Source organism: Eisenbergiella sp. OF01-20, assembly GCF_003478085.1.
Taxonomy (GTDB): domain Bacteria; phylum Bacillota; class Clostridia; order Lachnospirales; family Lachnospiraceae; genus Eisenbergiella.
Map to the genome: position 1 here is coordinate 485293 of NZ_QUES01000001.1, position 19767 is coordinate 505059.

Consider the following 19767-nt stretch of genomic DNA (forward strand, 5'->3'; position numbering starts at 1 on the left):
GGAGATTAGAAAATGGTAAAATTGGGGAAAACGGATATACAGGTTTCTGAAATCATTCAGGGAACCTGGGTTATGGGAAAAGATTATTGGGGAGGAGCAGAAGACAAGGAATCCATAGAAGCGATTCAATGTGCGCTGGAACACGGCATCCGGACCTTTGATACGGCATATATCTATGGAAAAGGCCACGCTGAGGAGCTGTTGGGGGCAGCGATTCGCGGTGTGCGGGATACCTGTACGGTTATTACCAAGCTGTGGAAAACGGACATGGCAAAGGAACGGGTGCAGCAGGGCCTGGAGGAAGCGATGCGGCGGCTTCAGACAGATTATATTGATGTCTTTTTCATCCACTATCCTTCGGAAACCGTACCGATAGAAGAAACGATGACGGAGCTTATGCGGCTGAAGGGAGAAGGGAAAATCGGTGCAATCGGGGTATCCAATTTCAGCCTCAGGCAGATGGAAGAGGCCATGCAGTTCGGGGATATTGACGTGATACAGCCCTGCTACAGCCTGCTCTGGCGGTTTATTGACAGGGATATCCTGCCCTTTGTCATCCGGAACGAGATCGCGGTGATTCCTTATTCCCCTTTGGGGCAGGGGATCCTCACCGGTTCCATGAAGCCGGGCCATACCTTCCGGGAGGGGGATTCCCGGCAGAATACGCCTTTGTTTGCGCCGGAGAATTTTGAACGGGCGCTGGCTGTAACGGAACGGGTGAAGGAGGTTGCACGAAAATATGATAAGACACCGGCTCAGACCGCCGTACGATGGGTAATGCAGTGCGAGGGCATGACGGCTCCTATTGTGGGAGCCAGGAAAAGAAGCCAGGTGGAGGATAATGCCGGCGCCATAGGCTGGGAGCTTGCGAAAGAGGATAGGGAGTATCTGGATGCCTACAGCAGGGAATTTGCCTACAGCCTGCCCATGTATAAAACATTATTTGACAAAACAATTGAGAAGGAATAGTAACGTGAAAACATCATGGGGGTAATTATGGTATGAAGAACAGGGATAAACAGCTAAAGGTAGGCCTGGTCCCCACGCGGAGAGAGGCCTTCGCCAATGAAACCACCACAAGACAGAAGGAAGCGGTGGTACAAAGATTCCGTCAGCTGGCGGACGAACTGGATTTTACAATAGTGGACATTGAAGATATTAATGAAGAAGGCATGTTAATGACCTACCGGGATGCGGAGGCCGCTTATGATAAGCTGTCTGCCGCCAGGGTGGATGCCCTGATTTTCCCGCACTGCAATTTCGGGCAGGAGGAGGCGGTGGGCAGGCTGGCAAAGGACATGAATCTGCCGGTCCTCATATGGGGGCCGAGGGACGGCTGTCCCAAAGGGCTGGAATGGCGGCCTACAGACAGCCAGTGCGGCATGTTTGCCACCACAAAGCTTCTCATGCATTATGGGGTTATCTTTTCCTACATAGAAAACTGTGAGATGGAAAGCGCTGTTCTTAAGGAGGGGCTGGCCGATTTCCTGGCGGCGGCAAATGTGGTAAAAGCCTTCCGTGCCCTGCGCATAGCCCGGATCAGCAGCAGGCCAAAGGAATTCTTAAGCGTCATGGTCAATGAAGCGGAGCTTCTGGAAAAATATGATATTGAAATCGTACCGGGAGAGCCAACAGTCATCCTGGATCGGGTGGATCGTATCCTGGCGGGGGATAAGGCGCGTATGGAGGAGCTGCTTACGAGTCTGACGGACGCGGGGCTTGATATCAGTGCGCTGGGGGAAAAGAAATATCCGCTGGCCGCCATTGAACTTGCGCTTCTGGATTTTGCCGGAGAGAATGACTGTAATGCCCTTTCCTGCGAGTGCTGGAATCTGTTCCGGAAAAAATACGGGGTTTCCCCCTGCTTTATCCTGGGGGATTTGAATGACAGGGGACTTCCGGCTGCCTGCGAAAATGATGTGCATGCCGCAATTACTTCCGTTATGGCTGTGGCGGCGGCCCGGTACAAGACGCCGTCCTTTGTGGCGGATCTCACGATCAGACATCCGGAAAACGACAATGCGGAGCTTCTGTGGCATTGCGGTTCCTTTGCCAAAGCACTGAAAAAGAAAGGCGTGCCGGGAAGCGTCATCCGGGAAGGTAAGGGCTTTTATGAGCTGGAAGGCGGTGCGGTTACCGTGCTGCGGTTTGACGGAAACCATGGGGAATATTATATGTTTGCCGGGGAAGCCCGGGGAGTGGACGGTCCTGTCACTAACGGGAACTATCTCTGGATTGAGACGGATAACTGGGTGAAGTGGGAGAAGAAGTTTATATTCGGGCCTTATATCCATCATGTGGTGGGAATCCATGGAAGCTATTCCGGCATTATCCGGGAGGCATGCCGTTATCTGGGGATCCGGATCGATCTGCCGGATATGCCGAACCAGTATTGATAAGCGGGGAATAAGAATGAGAGGCGATAAAAAGACTATCCGGATCTTCTGGACATTGTTTGCCTTTAATGCGTTCTTTTATGTGCCGGGAGCCACCTTCGGCGCCTATATCGGCGTATATTACCGCTCCCGGGGCATGGACGTGTCCCAGATTGGCCTGCTCTCTGCAATCGGGCCGCTTCTGGCCCTGATCATGCAGCCCCTGTGGGGTATCGTCTCTGACAGGAAGGGCCGGCACATGGCAATTCTGCGCCTTGCCCTCATCGGATCGGCAGCGGGGGTTCTGTGTTATTACCGGGCGGATACGTTCTGGCTTTTTGCCGCATGTGTGCTTGTCTATAGTTTCTTCAACTGTGCGGTAGGGCCTATCGGAGATTCCATTGTGGTGGATATGGCGCTGGAAAACGGCCTGCAGTTCTCCTCCATCCGGATGGGAGGAACACTGGCTTATGCGGTGGTGGTTATTTTTGCGGGAATGTACCTGAAAACAAACCCCACCGCGTCCTTCGGGATCACGGCGGCCGCTTGGACGGTGATGCTGTTTACAACGCTGTTCATGAACGGGGAAGTAAAGAAATATAAGTGTGAGAAACGGAAAGGTATTCTGACGGTGTTTAAAAACAGGAAAATACTGTTTGTGCTGTTTTACGCCTGTATTTTCCAGATAGTCCTGGGCTGCTACGGCTCTTTCCTGGGCCTTGTCGTGACGGATATGGGGTACGATAATGCCACGATAGGCCGTTTGATGTGTGTTTCCGCACTCAGTGAAATACCGGTTCTTCTCTGCATCGGTTATGTTTCCAGGAAAATCCGGATTGAATATCTGCTGCTCATTGCGGGGGCGGCCATGACCATAAGAATCTGGCTGCCTCTGACCGGAAGCATAGCCGGGGTGTTTCTGGGACAGTCCCTTCAGGGAATGACTTATATGATCATGTATTACAGCTGTGTCATGTTTATGAACCAGAATCTTTCCAAAGAACTGCATGGTACGGGGCAGTCCCTGTTTTATATGGTTCAGACGGGGCTGGCCTGTACCTTCAGCAACATTTTTGGGGGCTGGCTGGGAGGAAAAATAGGTCTCCTCAGAACCTATTTCCTCTATGGCCTGATACTGCTCTTCGTCACGGTGCTTTGTGCATTTGTGCTGAGGAGCCATTTTCATAGGAAAAAGCAAGAGCAAAAGGAGGCGGAATTTTTATGAGTGAAGCAGGATCATTACTGGCAGGACTTACCTGCCTGGCAGATGCAAAAACAAGATCGATCAGCCCGGAAAATTTCCATGGGGAAAAGGGGAAGGGCGGTATGGCGGTGGAAGGCACCGGAAAGGAATGTGCCAGGCAGCTGGGGCAGGGATGGAAAATCTCCCCGTCGGTGGAGATAGGAGGCAGGGAGCTTCTGGTACTTGCGGATATCGAAGGAAGCGGTATCATCCAGCATATCTGGCTGACCTGTCCCCATGAGGACTGGCGTTTCCTGATACTGCGCATGTATTGGGACGGGGAAGAAGCCCCTTCCATTGAAGTACCTCTGGGAGATTTCTTTTGCATGGGATGGTGCGAGCCGGGGCTTCTGCAGTCCCTTCCGGTATGTGTCAATCCAAACGGAGGGATGAACAGCTACTGGCAGATGCCGTTCCGTAAAGGGGCAAGGGTGACACTGGAAAACCTGACGGACAAAAAGAGCGTGGTTTATTATCAGATCACCTATGCCCAGACAGCAGTGGCGGAGGATACCCCTTATTTCCACGCCTGTTTTTCCCGGGATAACCCGCTGGAATATAAGAAAAACCATGTCATTCTTCCGTGTGCCGGGGGAAAGGGGCAATATGTGGGAACCTATCTCGCCTGGGGAGTGAACAGCAACCGTTGGTGGGGAGAAGGGGAGATCAAGTTTTATATGGACGGGGACAAAGAATTTCCCACCATCTGCGGAACGGGCACGGAGGATTATATCGGCGGTGCCTGGAATTTTGAGTATCCCAAGGGGGAATATTGCCGGTTTTCCAGCCCTTATTCCGGCCTTCATCAGATCATTCGTCCGGATGGCCTGTACAGCTCCCAGCAGCGCTTCGGTATGTACCGTTTTCATCTGACGGATCCGATACGGTTTGACCGGGATCTGCGTGTGGAAATCCAGGCGCTGGGCTGGCGGAGCGAGGGCCGCTACCTTCCATTGCAGGATGACATAGCATCCGTGGGCTACTGGTATCAGCTGGAGCCTCACAGGCCGCTTCCGCCGCTGCCGGGCGCGGATGAGCTGGAAGTGAACTGATATGGAAAAAGTACGGATACATTTGGATACGGATTTGGGGGCGGACGTGGATGATCTATGTGCATTAGCCTGGCTGATGCGCAATCCGAAGGTGGAGATAACAGGGATCACCACCTGCCTGGAACAGGGCGGTGTGCGTGCGGCTTATGCGGAGGATATTCTGCGGCAATACGGGCAGGGAGTCAGGGTACCGGTTGTCGGAGGGGCGGATTATACCTGGTCGGGGGAAAAGGATTTTTCTTTTACCTATGCCCATGAGGAAAGAATGTTCGGGCACCGTTATCCCAGGAAGGCGGCCTATCAGTCCCGGGCAGTTTCTTCTATCCGGGAGAGTCTGGAACAGGGGGCTGTGGTGGCGGCTATCGGCCCTCTGACCAATATAGCGGAATTCGACCGGGAATATCCCGGAAGGCTGAACCGGAATAATTTATTTATTATGGGGGGCTGTCTGCATCCGCCGGAAGAAGGGTGGCCCCAATGGGGGCCATCCAGTGACTGGAATCTGCATATGGATAAGGATGCGGCACAATGGGTGATGAACCGGATATCTCTTACTATGGTGGAGGTGGCAGTTACGCTGAAAACTTATCTGACGGAACGGGATTGCAGGCAGCTGGATAAAGGGGATGGCTTCTGCAGGCTGCTTGCCCGTCAGGCAAGGGAATGGAGAACGGTATCCGGCTTTATAGAAGAGCAGGCGGCGCAGTGTACCCGTTTGCCTTCCGATTTGTGCAATTTCCATTATGATCCGCTGACCGTGGCGATTGCATCCGGGTATGAGCACATCAAAAGTGAGGATATCCGGATCCGTTTTTCGGCAGGGGAAGCAGGGGAGGAATATGTATTACAGGAGGTGTCGGAGGGAAACCCTGTACGTGTGATAACGGATGTGGACACAGAAGCATTTAACCGGGATTGGCTTGCGGTGGTAACAGGCACCTCAATCTCTGACAGTAATCCGGCTTACATATAAAGACAGGACTCGTCAGACAAACAGGAGGCATGATTGCAAAAGGGAGGTTTTATGAGCACTTTTACATATTATAAGGACAGGCAGCGGACCATATCGTTCCCGGTGGGGGGATTAGGAACCGGAAGCATCGGGATTGCAGGAAACGGCTGTCTGATAGACTGGCAGGTATATAACCGGCCTGCTATGGGAACAAGGAACGGCTACAGCCATTTTGCCGTGAAAGCACAGGATGAAACAGGACTGCTGGATGCCCGGGTTCTTGTGTCGGATCTGGAGAAGCCTTATATGGGGCAGGTGGATGAAAAAACTATGCTGGGTATGCCCCATTTCCGGGAACTGGTGTTTGAAGGAAGGTATCCTGTGGCGGAGCTGTCCTTCCTGGATGAAAGATTTCCGGGAAAGGTCACGATCCGGTATTATAATCCGTTTATTCCTTTAAATGATAAAGATTCCAGCATTCCCGGGTTGTTTGCGGATCTGATTGTGGAAAATACCACGGATCACACCATACGCTATACGGCGGCAGGGGTGGTAACCAATCCTAATAAAGGCCGCTGCACCAGCAACCATTATTTCGAGGACGGAAGGGTGAAGGGAATCCGTTTTGTAACGGACGGAATGGATGAAAAGGATGTTTCCTACAGTGATTTCACCCTGGCGACGGACTCGGAGGAGGTATCATACCAGGAATACTGGTTCCGGGGGAACTGGCGGGATCATGTGGAAACCTACTGGCGGGAATTCGCTTCATGTAAGCCCCTGCCGAACAGGCATTATGAGGCAGGGATCGCAGATTATAAGGATACGGGTATCCTTTGTGCCAGCCAGGTTATCGCGCCGGGGGAAAAGAAGGAATTCCATTATATACTCACCTGGAATGTACCTAACTGCAGCAATTACTGGAGCGGCCTGGATATCAGCACCTCCAATATCCATTATGATGTATGCGACCGGACACCCTGGAAAAATTATTATGCGGTACTTTTTCAGGATTCCCGGGCAAGCGCTGCTTATAGTCTGGAAAACCGGCCCCGCCTTCTGGCGGAAACGAGGGAATTTATGGATGCTATGTACAGCACTTCCATCCCGGAAGAAGCCCTGGACGCGGTTACGGCAAATCTGGCAATCCTGCGTTCGCCTACCTGTCTGCGGCTGGAGGATGGATCCTTTTACGGCTGGGAAGGCTGCTTTGATGATGTGGGAAGCTGTGAAGGGACCTGTACCCATGTGTGGAATTATGCCTATGCGCTGCCTTTTCTTTTTCCTGCACTTTCCCGGAGCATCCGGGATCTGGAATATACCTACAGCCAGCAAAAGGACGGCGGACTGGAATTCCGTCTCCGCCTGCCGCTGGGAAGTACGGGCAGGCGGTTCCATTCCTGTGTGGACGGACAGCTTGGCAGCGTGATGCTGATCTACAGGGATTACAAAATAAGCGGTGACAGACAGTGGCTGGAAGGAAAGTGGGAGAAGATCAAGAAAGCAGTTGCGTATGCCTGGTCGGAGGAAAATACGGATGCCTGGGACAGGAAGAAACAGGGCGTTCTGGACGGCAGGCAGCACCATACCCTGGACATGGAGCTGTTCGGCCCCAACGCCTGGCTGCAGGGTTTTTATGTGGGAGCGTTGTATGCAGCAGCAGAAATGGCGTCTGTTCTGGGAGACAGGGAGGCGGAAGCGGAGTATGGGCAGCTTGCTGAAAAAGGCAAGGAATATCTGAACCGGGAGCTGTTTAATGGGGAATATTTTTACCAGAAGATCGATGTCCGTGATTCTTCCATAGCAGAGCGGTTTCAGGCCGGCAGCGATTATTGGAACGAGGAAAAAGGACAGATAAAATACCAGATAGCCGAGGGCTGCGGGATCGATCAGCTCCTGGCACAGTGGCATGCGAACCTGTGCGGCCTGCCTGAAATATTTGAAGAGGAGAAAGCGCGTACAGCGCTGGCTTCTATCTTCCACTATAATTACAAGCCGGCACTGGGGGATATTTATAATCCCTGGCGTATTTTCGCTATTGATGAAGAAAGCGGTGTCATCATGTGCGAATGGCCGGAGGGGACGGATAAGCCTGCCATACCATTGACTTATGCACAGGAGTGTATGGACGGCATGCAATATCAGGTGGCATCCCATATGATTCAGGAAGGAATGACAGAGCAGGGGGAACGGATAATAAAGGCGGTAAGGGAGAAATACCGGGGGGATAACAGGAACCCCTGGTGTGAAATCGAATGCGGCAGCTACTATGCCCGTTCCATGGCAAGCTATGCGCTGCTGCTTTCCTACAGCGGATTTATCTATGATGCGGCATCCGGCGTCATGGGTTTCCGTCCGGCCGGGAGAAAGGAGAAAGAAGGCTTTTCCAGCTTCTGGTCCATGGGCAGCGGGTGGGGAACCGTCCGTTATGAAAAGGACGGCAGCGTCCGGCTTGTCATTCTCCATGGCAGTCTTATGCTGAAGCAGTTTGTTTACGGAACCGGAGAAAACGTGACGTCGGTATCTGCAGACGGGGAAAAGACGGCATTTATCCGGGAAAAGGATGCCGTGAGCTTTCCGGAAGAAATAAGAATAGAGAAAAGCCTGGAACTGAAGGCGGATTAATCCGCCTTCAGTTCTATCCGCCGTCCGGTTTGGAAGGATTGGACAGCCCCATAAGCCAGCTCCAGTGCCCGCAGACCCCTTCTGGCGGGAACCGGCGGTTTTTGGCCCGCCCGCAGTGCCGGGATAAGCGCGTCCAGATGCCGGTCCAGATTCCGGCCAAAGCTTCGCTTATCGTCCTCAAAGAACCCGGCCTGCCAGGTTTCCGCCGTGTCGCTGTCTGTGGACTGGAAGGAATAGGAGCGCACATTATCTTCTATGAGAATCCTTCCGTCCGTGCCTCCGATTTCCACAAGCTGGGAGAGACGGTTATGTTCGTTGGCATCCAGCGTGGCAAGAAAAGAACCCACAGCATTGTTTTCAAAACGAAGAGCCAATGTAAAACTGGAATAGCTGTTGCGGCCGCCGTTGTCCGTCATTTCCGCCATACAGGAACGGATAGGACCGCAGAGGTGTTCCAGCAGATCCAGCCCATGGCATTGGGCTTCGATTAGATTTAAAAAAGGGTGATCCAGGTAAGGCGTATCCCAGCCATGGCCGAAACGCCAGTGCGCGAATACCAACCGTCCCAGACGGCCTTCATCGATGGCCTGTTTGGCTTTCAGGCAGGGAATGCTGTATCGCTGGTTGAAATCGATGGCATAGAAGAGGTCTTTTTCTTCCGCCTTCTCCACAAGGGCTCTTGCTTCCTCCAGTTTATAGGCCAGGGGCTTTTCCGATAAAAGGGGAACACCCGCTTCTATGACAGTCATGGTGGGCCCGAAGGTATGCTGGGCGGGCAGGCAGAGGGAAACGAAATCCGGCCGTTCCTTCTCCAGCATCTCCGGGATGGAAAGGTAACTGGGAACCCCGAATTCTGCGGCTCTTTTCTGCGTCCGTTCGGGCGAGCGTCCGGCAATTGCGATTAGCTGTGTGTCGCTTCGGACGGAAAAAGCCCTGGCGTGCTGATAGCCCCAATTACCGGCGCCGACAACCGCAACCCGTAATTTATTTTTGTCCATGCGGAATACCTCCTTTTTCCGGTGCTTCCTGAAAGAAAAGAGGCTGGGGATCTGTGGAAGGCCCGTCCACTACCAGAATATCCGGCCCGCCTTCCTTCTCTTCGAAACGGATGCGGTCCACACAGAGGCGGCGCGGGCTCATCTTAGTCCGATCATAATGCTGATGATATACGATAAACATCCGGGTATGATCCGGCGACCAGGTAATACAGTGATGGCCTACGCCATGTACCTTGTCGTTGGAACGAAGGATCGGGTTGTTTTCATATTTCGTGAATTCCCCAAGAGGAGAGGCGGCAACCGCATAGCCGGATCCATAGCTGGACAGGCAGTGGCTGCCGGAATAGGTGAGATAGTAAAGCCCCTTATGAAGCAGCATATACGGCGCTTCATTTACCGGCCACTGGATGCATTCCCAGGGAGTGTCCGGTACCAGAAGACGGGTAAGCGTTTCTTCCCGGATACCGAGCAGATCGCCGGTCATTTCAGCGCCCCAGATTTGGTTGGAATCAAAGAAGCGCACAAAATAAAGATACCAGGTCCCATCCGTATCCTGGAAAAAGTGACTGTCTATTTCCTTGATATCCTCATGAAGCGGTTTTTTCACCTCCTGGATAAAAGGGCCGAGGGGCGATTTGCTGGTGGCGATGCACAAATGCTCTTCCACGGAATAGGAAAGATAAAAGGTATTGTTTGTAAAGATGATATCAGGCGCCCAAAACTGCTTTTCCCCCCAGGAATCGCAGGCTTTCAGCGCCATACCTCTGTCGGTCCAGTGCACCAGATCCTGCGAAGTGTAGACCTTGAAGCCCATTTCCGAATCGTCCTTCATGTCCGTATTGGTGGCATAAAGATAATAAGTTCCTTCATAATAGATGACGTCCGGATCGGCGCAGCCGTCCAGAACCGGGTTTGTAAACATTTCCGCTCCCATTATAATACCTCCTGTGTTCCTTTGAATTTGCAGGCAGCCTTTTTGGCCTGCAACCTGCCGCTGGTTCTATTTTAGCAAATGCGGCAGGGAGAAGAAACCGTTTCGATGCGTTCCAGTAATTTTATATCCACTTTGAAAAACAACTACAAAAATGGTAAAGGAGTAAGCATGAGAGAAAAAGCATTGATAAAAGAAGGAAAGCTGCTGCCTTCGGAATACAGCAGGAGAAGAGAGAGGGATATCGCCTATCTCATGGAGCTGAAGGAGGAAAATCTTCTGTTTCCTTATTATACGGAAGCCGGATTAAACGGCCGCCTGAATTACCGTCCGGGTCCGGAGCTTCACGGGGGCTGGGACAGCCCTCTCAGCCAAATACGGGGAACCTTTACCGGGCACTGGCTGAGCGCGGCCGCCAGGCTGTATCAGGAAACAGGGGACAGCCGGCTGAAGGCCAAAGCGGACTACATCACAGCGGAAATCGGGCGCTGCCAGGAGGCAAACGGAGGGGAGTGGGCATTTCCTATTCCTGAGAAATACCTGTATGGGTTAAAAGAAGGCCGGCATTTCTGGGCGCCGCAGTATGTCTGCCACAAGGTGATGATGGGGCTGCTGGATATGTATCAGTATGCTGGCAATTCCGGTGCGCTCACCATCCTCCGGGGTTGTGCGGACTGGTTCTGCCGGTTTACCCGGGATATCCGTGCAGACACCATGGCGGATATGATGGACAGGGAAGAAACCGGCGGAATTATGGAGTTGTGGGCTGATCTTTACGATGTCACCGGCGATCCCCGCCATCTGGAGCTGATGAGGCGTTACGAGAGAACCCGGCTTACCGGGCCGCTTCTGGAAGGCAGGGATGTGCTCACCAACATGCATGCCAACGCCACCATACCGGAAATCCACGGCTGCGCCAGGGCCTATGAGGTGACGGGGGAACAGCGGTATCGGGATATTGCGGAAAGCTACTGGAGGCTGGCCGTGGAAGAACGGATGCCCTTTGCCACAGGAGGACAGACGGATGCGGAGGTCTGGACGCCGCGGAATAAGCAGGCGGCGCGGCTTTCTGATATGAACCAGGAGCATTGTGTGGTTTATAATATGATCCGCCTGGCAGATTACCTTTACCGCTTCAGCGGGGAGAAGAAATACCAGGATTACATAGAGCTGAACCTGCATAACGGGCTTCTGGCACAGGGCTTTTGGGAGGCAAGGGCGCTGGACGGCGCGCTGGAGCCTCATGTTCCGGATTCCGGCATCGTCTGTTATTACCTGCCGCTGGCCCCCGGATCCGTAAAGAAATGGGGAAGAAAGACGGAGGATTTCTGGTGCTGCCATTGTACGGCGGTACAGGCCAATGCCCGATACCGGGAATGGATCTGGTACCAGGATCAGGAGGAAATCACGGCTGCGCAGTATATTCCGTCGGAAATAACAACGCAGATAGGAAACAGCCGGGTGACACTGACAATGAAGGAAAGTGATTTGGGCGGTAATTATCTGCAGATATTTGAAGTGGCGGAAAACATACCGGTAAGACCGGAATTTAGCGGAATGGATATTACCGTTTCCGTGCAGGAACCGACAGCTTTCGTCCTGCGTCTGCGCAGTCCGTGGTGGCTGAAGGGGAAGGCCCGCATTTTCCTGAACGGGGAAAAGGAAATTCCCTACAGCGAGAAAGACGGGTATCTGTGCATAGAAAGAAAGTGGGAGGAAACGCAGCGCCTCACCATAGAGCTTCCTAAAGGGCTTACCAGCTGGCCGCTGGCGGATGAAGAGGAAACCGTCGCGTTCCTCGACGGACCGGTACTTCTGGCCGGGCTTACGCCGCATGCCCGGATGCTTTATGGAAACAGGCACATGCCGGAGCGGCTTCTGGCAGCGGATCATGAACGGGAATGGGAGGCCTGGAAAGGCGGCTTCAGGACTGTGGGACAGGAAAAAAATTTCCGCTTGATTCCTTTGAAGGAAATCGGGCGGGAGTGTTATACGGTTTATTTTCCGGTAAAAGAAAGAGAAGAAAATAATAAGGCATGAAACACCATGTCGGCGAAAAAGTCAACTTTTTTATTGTCTTGAATTATGTTATGATAATAAAATAAAGTAACAGCAGATAGGATATACGTTTGCTATAAAATGGACAGGTATTCCCGGATGCCGGCCGGAATAAGAGTTCGGAAGGGAGGCGGCATGTACGAGTGTACGGAAGCGATTTTCTACGATGAGATATGGAAGGCAGCTTCTTTAAAGGATGAAAATGGGAATTATAAGCAGGAGCTGCGTCTGCAGATGAAAAAGGAAAGCCAGAAGAACCGTTTTATCTGCCCGGAGTGCGGGGAAAGCCTTATTCTTAATGCGGGAAATATCAGGCAGCCTTATTTCAGCCATTACGCGGGGAGCGATTGTGTGCTGACAAGCAAAGAGCAGGCGGAGAGCAGCCGGCAGATGAGATACAGGATGCTGCTGCTGGCAAAAAGCAGCTTTCCTGATTCCGATATACGGGAATATGCGCCTTTAGAGGGAAATATGCGCAGCCAGATTCTTATTTCGCTCCCTGATAGAAAAATTGCGCTGAATTATGTTTCCGATTTCGTGAAGCTTGAACCGCTGGAGAAGAAGAATGCGTGCATCAGGGAAAAAGGGATACTGCCTGTGTGGTTTACTCCGTTCCGAGCGGAGGGAAGGGAGAAGCTGACCACGGCGGAGTATCTGATAAGCGCCGTGCAGCCGGTTCTCAAATGTATTGACTGGGGTAGGCAGATTATTTATATGAGAGAATATGACAGGGGCGCTGACCGGATTATATGGGAGAACTGTTATTCACTGGAAGAACTGAGATTGGATGAGGAAGGGGAATTTGTCTGCAGGGAACAGATAGAACCGGATGAAAGCCGGCTGCCGGAACGCAGGAAGGAGGAAAAGCAGCAGGAGGAAAAGCAGCACAGGCTGGAAAGCGGAAGATGTGCTGCCGGCCGGCTGTTCCGGCAGACGGAAAACATCACCATGCCTGTTTATAATCCGGATCAGGTGGTGATGCGGGTTCCGAGAGAAGAATACCTGCATCAGGATTATTTTTATGGACAGGCCGTTTATCTGGAAGCTTTTGATGAGTACTGGATTCTGAAAAAGCTGAAGGGAGAGATGCGGGAACGGACGGCGGCGGGAGCCGTAAGGGAAATGTTCCTGGAGTATGCGGATTATGAGCTTCTGCACGTTCAGGAAAAGGAAGAAAAAGAGCGATTCTTAAGACAGGTCTTATGGGCTTTGGAAGAAGTACGGGACAGCAAAGAATGGCTGAAGGCCGCAAGGCAGAGTCTTTTAACATCCAATTGACTTCTGATACGGGAGAAAACCACTTATGGTAACCATCAAGCAAATAGCGGAAGAACTGGGAATAAGCCCCACAACGGTATCCAATGTCATCAACGGGCGTACCGGCAAAATGTCGGCGGAAACCAGGAAAAAGATTGAAGAAGCCCTGTGGAAATACCACTATGAGGTGGCGGGCAAGAGCGGCGGCATGGCGGCGGAAGAGAATATGATCGCAGTGGGATTCTGTATGGGACAGAACAAAAATGTCCTGACGGATCCCTTCTGCGGAGAGCTTCTGGGTGCGATCCAAAGGGCGGTGAAGGAATACGGCAGGTATATTGTGATTGATGTACCGGAGACGGAAGAGGATCTGCTCCGCCTGTGCGCCCCCTGGAATATAGACGGGGCGATTGTTCTGGGCTGGAATCCGGAGCAGTGTTCCAGGCTTCAGAAAAAAATGGGGAAGCCTCTTGTTTTTATCGATTCCTGTTTTGAGGATAATGAGGAATATGATAACATTGGCCTGCAGGACTATGAAGGGGCCTTTGAACTGATCTCCTATCTCCTCCGTCTGGGGCACCGGTCCATCGCTTTTTTCTCGGATCAGGAGTCTCCTCTTGCCAGCAACCGGGAACGGCTGAAGGGGTATCAGGATGCGCGGAAGGCTTATGGACTTCCTTTTTCACAGGAGGATTTCTTTTTCCTGCCGGAAAATAAAACGCTGCGTCATGAAGTGCTGCGCCAGTTTGTGAGAAAAGACGGGAGAAACTACAGTGCGGCTTTTTTTGTTTCCGATTATTATGCGAATGAAGCGATCAGTGTATTTTATTCCAAAGGGCTGCATGTGCCGGAGGATATTTCCGTGGCAGGTTTTGATGACAATATCTATGCAAGGCTTTCCCGGCCGGCGCTGACCACAGTACGGCAGCTTCCGGAAGAAAAGGGGAAACAGGCGGTCGATCTGCTGATGAAACGGATCCGGGGAGTGGATTGCCCGGTACGTTCCCTGTCGCTTCCCACCGAGTTGATCGTGCGGGAAAGTACCAGGGCCGTATTCCCTTCCGGCGGGCAGGAAAGGGAAACGCGGTGATTCCTTTTCCAAAGGAATCAAGGTCCTGTTTATACCGCAATAACCCTCGCGGCGTGTATCTGCCTGGTTCGCTGTCCGCAGGAATAAACAGTTTGTAATTGTGCATTCTATCCAATTACAGACTGTTTTTTTGTGCAATAAATTGGTTTTGCAGAACACTTATTGAACAACCTGACAAAACCAACTACTCTTTAAAGCAGAAAGACAGATGCCGGATACGCAAAAATAGGTGACAGTTCAGAAAGGGGATTCTATATGGAAAACAAAAAGACAAAATGGTGGCAGAAAGCAGTGATTTATCAGATTTATCCGAGAAGCTTTTACGACAGCAATGCGGACGGGATAGGCGATTTACAGGGGATTATAAAGAAACTGCCTTATCTGCAGGAGCTTGGGATTGACGCGATCTGGCTGTCTCCCGTGTTCCGTTCCCCGCAGGATGATAACGGATATGACATTTCCGATTACCAGGACATTGATCCTATATTCGGGAACCTGCAGGATATGGATGAACTGATTGCTGAGGCGAAGAAACGGGGGATCCGGATTATTATGGATCTGGTTTTGAACCACAGTTCGGATGAGCACCCCTGGTTTCTGGAAGCGAAAAAAAGCAAAGATAATCCGTACCATGATTATTATGTATGGCGCGACGGCATAGAGGGAAGCGAAGCATTCCCAGGAAGCGAAGCATCTCCGGGAGGTTATCCCAACGATTTGAAGTCGGCCTTCTGCGGCCCGGCCTGGGAATGGGTGCCGGAATGCGGACAGTATTATCTCCATCAGTTTTCCGTGAAGCAGCCGGATTTGAACTGGGAAAACCCGAAGCTGCGCAAAGCCATATACGATATGATAAACTGGTGGATTGACCGGGGCGTGGGCGGTTTCCGCCTGGATGTCATCGACCTGATTGGTAAAGATACGGATAACTGTGTCATGGCGGAAGGCCCCATGCTGCATCCCTATATCAGGGAAATGAGCAGCGCCGCCTTCCAGGGAGCGGATTTGGTGACGGTAGGCGAGGCGTGGAGCGCAACCCCGGAGAGGGCATTCCTGTACAGCAATCCCGATGGTTCAGAGCTTTCCATGGTATTCCAGTTTGAACACATGCTGCTGGATCAGCAGCCCGGAAAAGAAAAATGGGACTTGGCTCCTCTTCCTTTTGTGGAATTTAAGAAGGTGTTTACGAAATGGCAGCAGAGCCTGTACCAGAAAGGCTGGAACAGCCTGTTCCTGGATAACCATGACCTGCCCCGTGCCGTATCCCATTTCGGAAATGATGAAAAATACCGTGTGGAATCGGCTAAAATGCTGGCAACCATGATACACGGCATGCAGGGGACCCCTTACATTTATCAGGGGGAAGAACTGGGCATGACAAATGTGAGATTTGATATCGAAGAGTACAGGGATATCGAGCTTTTGAATATGTATAAGGAACGTATGGAAAAGGGATACGAGGAACAGGAAATCATGCGTTCCATCTATACCAAAGGCAGGGATAATGCAAGAACCCCCATGCAGTGGGATGAAAGCCCCAACGCCGGATTTACCGCTGGGACCCCCTGGATCCGCTGCAACCCCAACTATACGGTAATCAATGCCCAGGAAGCGCTGGTGGATCAGGATTCTGTTTTCCATTATTACCAGAAGCTGATTGCTCTGCGAAAACAGGAGACTGTTCTGATCGATGGCTGGTATGAGCCTGTCATGGAAGAGGATACGGATATTTTTGCCTATACCAGAGAAAATGAAACGGATAAGCTTCTGGTGCTCTGCAACTTTAAAGAACAGCCCCAGACACGCACCCTTGCGGAAGAATGGAAAAACGGGGAAGTTCTGATTTCCAATTATCCGGACAGCTGTGCGGACGGAAAATTACGGCCCTATGAAGCGATGATGATAAAGGTGAGAAAGGGGTAATGCCAATATGAGAAAACGGGGGAAAACAGCGGCATATCTGACGCTGGCAGCGGTAACGGCCATGATGGCTGTGCTGCCGGGCTGCGCTCAGACGGCCGGGAAAGGCATAATCGAAATAGAACTTGTCCAGTATAAACAGGAGGCCGTGGAGGTCTTTGAAATGCTGGAAGAAAAATTTAATGCCACCCATGATAACATCCATCTGACAATAGAATCGCCCAATGATGCGATGACCATCCTGAAAACCCGTTTTATCAGGGAGGATGCGCCGGATATTATAGGGATAGGCGGAGATATCAACTACTCCAATTTCCTGGATTCCGAGATGCTTATGGATATTTCCGATTATCAGGGCCTTGCGGACATCAACCCATCGTATCTGACCATTGACAAGCAGCTGGAATTCATCCCCAAGGACGGCACTTATGCGGTTCCCTATGTAGCAAATGCAGCAGGGGTGTTGTATAACCGTACGATGTTTGAAGAGAACGGCTGGGAAATTCCAACGACCTGGAGTGAATTTACGAACCTGTGCGATACCATACAGGCGGCAGGCATGCAGCCTCTGTATTTCGGCTTTAAGGATACCTGGAACTGTCTGGCTCCCTGGAACGCCATAGCTGTGGATTTGGCCCCTGCAGATGTCTGCAGCCAGGTGAATAAAGGGGAAACCACGTTTACCGCACAGTACCGGGAGGTGGCGGAACGGATGATGGAGCTTCTTCCCTATGGACAAAAAGATCCCTTCTCATACGGTTATAACGATGCCTGTACCGCCTTTGCCCGCGGACAGTCCGCCATGTTTACCATCGGCAGCTATGCGGTGCCCCAGATCAAATCCGTGAACCCGGATATCGATATCGACACCTTTGTCCTGCCCGCCAGCGAAAACGCGGAAGACAACGTCCTGAACTCCGGGATTGACCTCCAGTTTTCCGTTCTGGCCGACTGCTCTGAAAAAGAAGCGGCCTATGAAGTGCTGGATTTTCTCCTTGCGGATGAGAACGTACAGGCGTATCTGGATAACCAGAATGCCGTACCCTGTAAGACCGGAGACTTCCAGCTTCCGTCCATGCTGGACGGTGTGGCCGGTTACATCAAAGAAGGGAAAATGGTGGACTACCAGGATCACCATTATCCTACGGAAATGGCAGTGGACGCCCTGATACAGACCTTTCTTATTGAAAAGGATACCGATGCGTTCCTGAAAAGATTTGACCAGGAATGGCAGCGCTATAACAGGGATTTAATCACGAAGGTGCAGCAGTATGAAAAAGAGCACCCGGATATCGGTGCCGAAGGGGGGACGAATCCATGAACAAAAAGAAAAAAATGAGCGACAGAAACAGGACCTTCCTGCTGATTACCATTCCTATACTGCTTTTGTTTTTCTGCTTTAACACCCTGCCTCTTCTCAAGGGCTTTCTCTACAGCTTTACCAACTTTAAAGGCTACGGAAGCTATGATTATGTGGGACTGCGGAATTATGCCGACCTCTTTCAGGATGCCCGAGTGGGAAAATCCTACCTCTTTACATTTAAATTCGCCCTGGTTTCCACCATTCTGGTGAATGTTCTGAGCCTGATTCTGGCCCTTGGGCTGAACAGCAGGATTAAAGGCAAGAGCGCGCTTCGCGGTATCTATTTCATCCCCAATGTGCTGGGCGGGTTGGTGGTAGGCTACATTTTCAGTTACCTTTTCACCTATATTCTGCCGGCTCTTGGCCAGGCGGCGGGTATTGATGCCCTGAGTACCAGCCTTTTGTCCGGAACCGGAACGGCCTGGTTTGCCATTGTGCTCGTATGCTCCTGGCAGTCCATTGCCATGAATACCATTATTTATATATCCGGCCTGCAGACCGTTCCCGAGGATGTGTATGAAGCGGGTGCCATAGACGGCGTATCGGGCTGGAAGAAATTCCGGAGCCTGACCTTTCCGCTGATTATCCCGTTTTTCTCCATCAATATGGTACTCTGCATGAAAAATTTCCTCATGGTATTCGATCAGATCATGGCACTGACCAAAGGCGGGCCGGCGCAAAGCACGGAATCCATTTCCTATCTCATTTATAACAACGGTATGAGCGGAGGACAGTTCGGATTCCAGAGTGCCAATGCCTTTATCTTCTTTATCGTAATAGTAGCCATATCCGTCATCCAGATGCGAATCACCGGTAAGAAGGAGGAGCAGCTATGAAAAAAAGACAGCAAAAAGGGACCGGACGGGTCAATTGGCCCATTACGGTTCTGTTGATTCTGGGAAGCCTGACGATTTTCTTCCCCTTATATATGGCGATTGTGATAGCCTTCAAAAAGCCCTCTGAAATGACCAACGATATCGCCGGTATTCTTTCCCTGCCCTCGGCCTTACGTTTGGATAATTTTACGGAAGCCATGCGGGTAACCGATTTCTGGCGTTCCCTGGGAAACAGTCTGCTCATTACCTGTATTGTCATTCTCATTGCCATGGCCGTCCACTCTCTGGCGGGCTATGCAATCGGACGGAATATGGCGCACAGCCGCTTTTACAATTTTGTATACCTGTATATCGTGAGCGGTATGTTCGTCCCCTTTGCTATCCTCATGATGCCCCTGGTAAAACAGACGGCCCAGATAGGCCTGGCAAACCGGGCGGGAGTCATCCTTTTATATTTGGTTTTCTATATGCCAATGAACCTGCTTCTCTATGCAGGTTACCTGAAAAATATCCCGCTGGCTCTGGAAGAAGCTGCGAGAGTGGACGGAGCCAGCACATGGGCCACCTACTGGAAAATCATCTTTCCTATCATGAAACCCATGCATGCAACGGTAGCCGTGCTCACCGCACTGGGAACCTGGAATGACGTAATGACTCCTTTGGTCATCATGTCCGGAACCGGGCACAATACCCTGCCTCTCGCACAGCTGAACTTCCAGACACAATTCGGTACCAACTACAACCTGGCGTTCGCTTCTTACCTGCTGGCGCTGCTGCCCATCCTGGTTTTCTATCTGTTCTGCCAAAAACAGATCTTGAATGGAGTGGTGAACGGGGCGGTGAAGTAAGGAGCCATTTACAATAATGACAAAGCGGAAAAACCGTTACAATTAATTTTTTTCTGGTCAGTATCCCAAAAAAGAAGAATGCAGCATGATAAAAAAGCAGATGCGTAATGCATCTGCTTTTTGCGTGCGGATTCTTCCTGCGGGTTTCATTCCTCTATTCGTGATTTCAGGCTTATGACTTTCCGGTTTTCATTTCGCAAAATCTCACCTTATGCGAAA

At 51.4% G+C, this 19767-nt stretch carries 15 protein-coding genes; 13 read left to right on the forward strand and 2 right to left on the reverse strand.

What is annotated here, in order from left to right; translation table 11 throughout:
- Window positions 1–12: 12 nt before the first annotated feature.
- Genes DXA36_RS02400 through DXA36_RS02425 form a run of 6 tightly spaced genes read left to right on the forward strand, consistent with a single transcriptional unit; the run spans window position 13 to window position 8247 of the window.
- Entirely contained in the window at window positions 13–969 is a 957-nt protein-coding gene (locus tag DXA36_RS02400; protein ID WP_118675986.1) for an aldo/keto reductase, read from the forward strand.
- Between the two features lie 32 nt (window positions 970–1001).
- Complete coding sequence (locus DXA36_RS02405) at window positions 1002–2396, forward strand: L-fucose/L-arabinose isomerase family protein (RefSeq protein WP_118675987.1); 1395 nt, start codon at window positions 1002–1004, stop codon at window positions 2394–2396.
- A 16-nt stretch (window positions 2397–2412) separates the two neighbouring features.
- Window positions 2413–3600, forward strand: a complete 1188-nt coding sequence (locus tag DXA36_RS02410; RefSeq protein WP_182478884.1) for an MFS transporter — start codon at window positions 2413–2415, stop codon at window positions 3598–3600.
- A complete protein-coding gene (locus tag DXA36_RS02415; RefSeq protein WP_118675989.1) occupies window positions 3597–4670 on the forward strand; it encodes a glycoside hydrolase family 172 protein in 1074 nt (357 codons plus the stop codon). Before DXA36_RS02410 ends, DXA36_RS02415 begins: the two co-directional genes overlap by 4 nt.
- Before the next feature lies 1 nt (window position 4671).
- Window positions 4672–5643, forward strand: a complete 972-nt coding sequence (locus DXA36_RS02420; RefSeq protein WP_118675990.1) for a nucleoside hydrolase — start codon at window positions 4672–4674, stop codon at window positions 5641–5643.
- A 51-nt stretch (window positions 5644–5694) separates the two neighbouring features.
- Entirely contained in the window at window positions 5695–8247 is a 2553-nt protein-coding gene (locus DXA36_RS02425) for a GH116 family glycosyl-hydrolase (RefSeq protein WP_118675991.1), read from the forward strand.
- Here the strand turns inward: DXA36_RS02425 and DXA36_RS02430 are convergent.
- Together DXA36_RS02430 and DXA36_RS02435 are read right to left on the reverse strand one after the other, a co-directional pair.
- Complete coding sequence (locus DXA36_RS02430; RefSeq protein WP_118675992.1) at window positions 8244–9245, reverse strand: Gfo/Idh/MocA family protein; 1002 nt, start codon at window positions 9243–9245, stop codon at window positions 8244–8246. The two genes, DXA36_RS02425 and DXA36_RS02430, sit on opposite strands and share 4 nt — an antisense overlap.
- On the reverse strand, window positions 9232–10179 hold the full coding sequence (locus tag DXA36_RS02435) for a glycoside hydrolase family 43 protein (protein WP_118675993.1): 948 nt from the start codon (window positions 10177–10179) through the stop codon (window positions 9232–9234). Before DXA36_RS02435 ends, DXA36_RS02430 begins: the two co-directional genes overlap by 14 nt.
- 168 nt (window positions 10180–10347) lie before the next feature.
- Between DXA36_RS02435 and DXA36_RS02440 the strand changes: the two genes are divergently transcribed.
- The 7 genes from DXA36_RS02440 (at window position 10348) to DXA36_RS02470 (ending at window position 19548) form a co-directional block, all read left to right on the forward strand.
- The gene (locus tag DXA36_RS02440) at window positions 10348–12216 is read left to right on the forward strand and encodes a beta-L-arabinofuranosidase domain-containing protein (protein WP_182478885.1); all 1869 of its coding nucleotides are present in this window, start codon (window positions 10348–10350) and stop codon (window positions 12214–12216) included.
- A gap of 153 nt (window positions 12217–12369) precedes the next feature.
- Window positions 12370–13512, forward strand: a complete 1143-nt coding sequence (locus DXA36_RS02445) for a competence protein CoiA family protein (protein ID WP_182478886.1) — start codon at window positions 12370–12372, stop codon at window positions 13510–13512.
- A 25-nt stretch (window positions 13513–13537) separates the two neighbouring features.
- Window positions 13538–14581, forward strand: coding sequence for a LacI family DNA-binding transcriptional regulator (locus DXA36_RS02450; RefSeq protein WP_118675996.1), 1044 nt, complete (start codon window positions 13538–13540; stop codon window positions 14579–14581).
- A gap of 255 nt (window positions 14582–14836) precedes the next feature.
- Window positions 14837–16504: a glycoside hydrolase family 13 protein gene (locus DXA36_RS02455; protein WP_118675997.1), complete on the forward strand. Its 1668-nt coding sequence runs from the start codon at window positions 14837–14839 to the stop codon at window positions 16502–16504.
- Between the two features lie 7 nt (window positions 16505–16511).
- Window positions 16512–17822, forward strand: coding sequence for an ABC transporter substrate-binding protein (locus DXA36_RS02460; RefSeq protein WP_118675998.1), 1311 nt, complete (start codon window positions 16512–16514; stop codon window positions 17820–17822).
- Window positions 17819–18700, forward strand: coding sequence for a carbohydrate ABC transporter permease (locus tag DXA36_RS02465; RefSeq protein ID WP_118675999.1), 882 nt, complete (start codon window positions 17819–17821; stop codon window positions 18698–18700). Before DXA36_RS02460 ends, DXA36_RS02465 begins: the two co-directional genes overlap by 4 nt.
- Entirely contained in the window at window positions 18697–19548 is an 852-nt protein-coding gene (locus tag DXA36_RS02470; protein ID WP_118676000.1) for a carbohydrate ABC transporter permease, read from the forward strand. The genes DXA36_RS02465 and DXA36_RS02470 overlap by 4 nt, the downstream gene beginning before the upstream one ends.
- Window positions 19549–19767 lie beyond the last annotated feature (219 nt).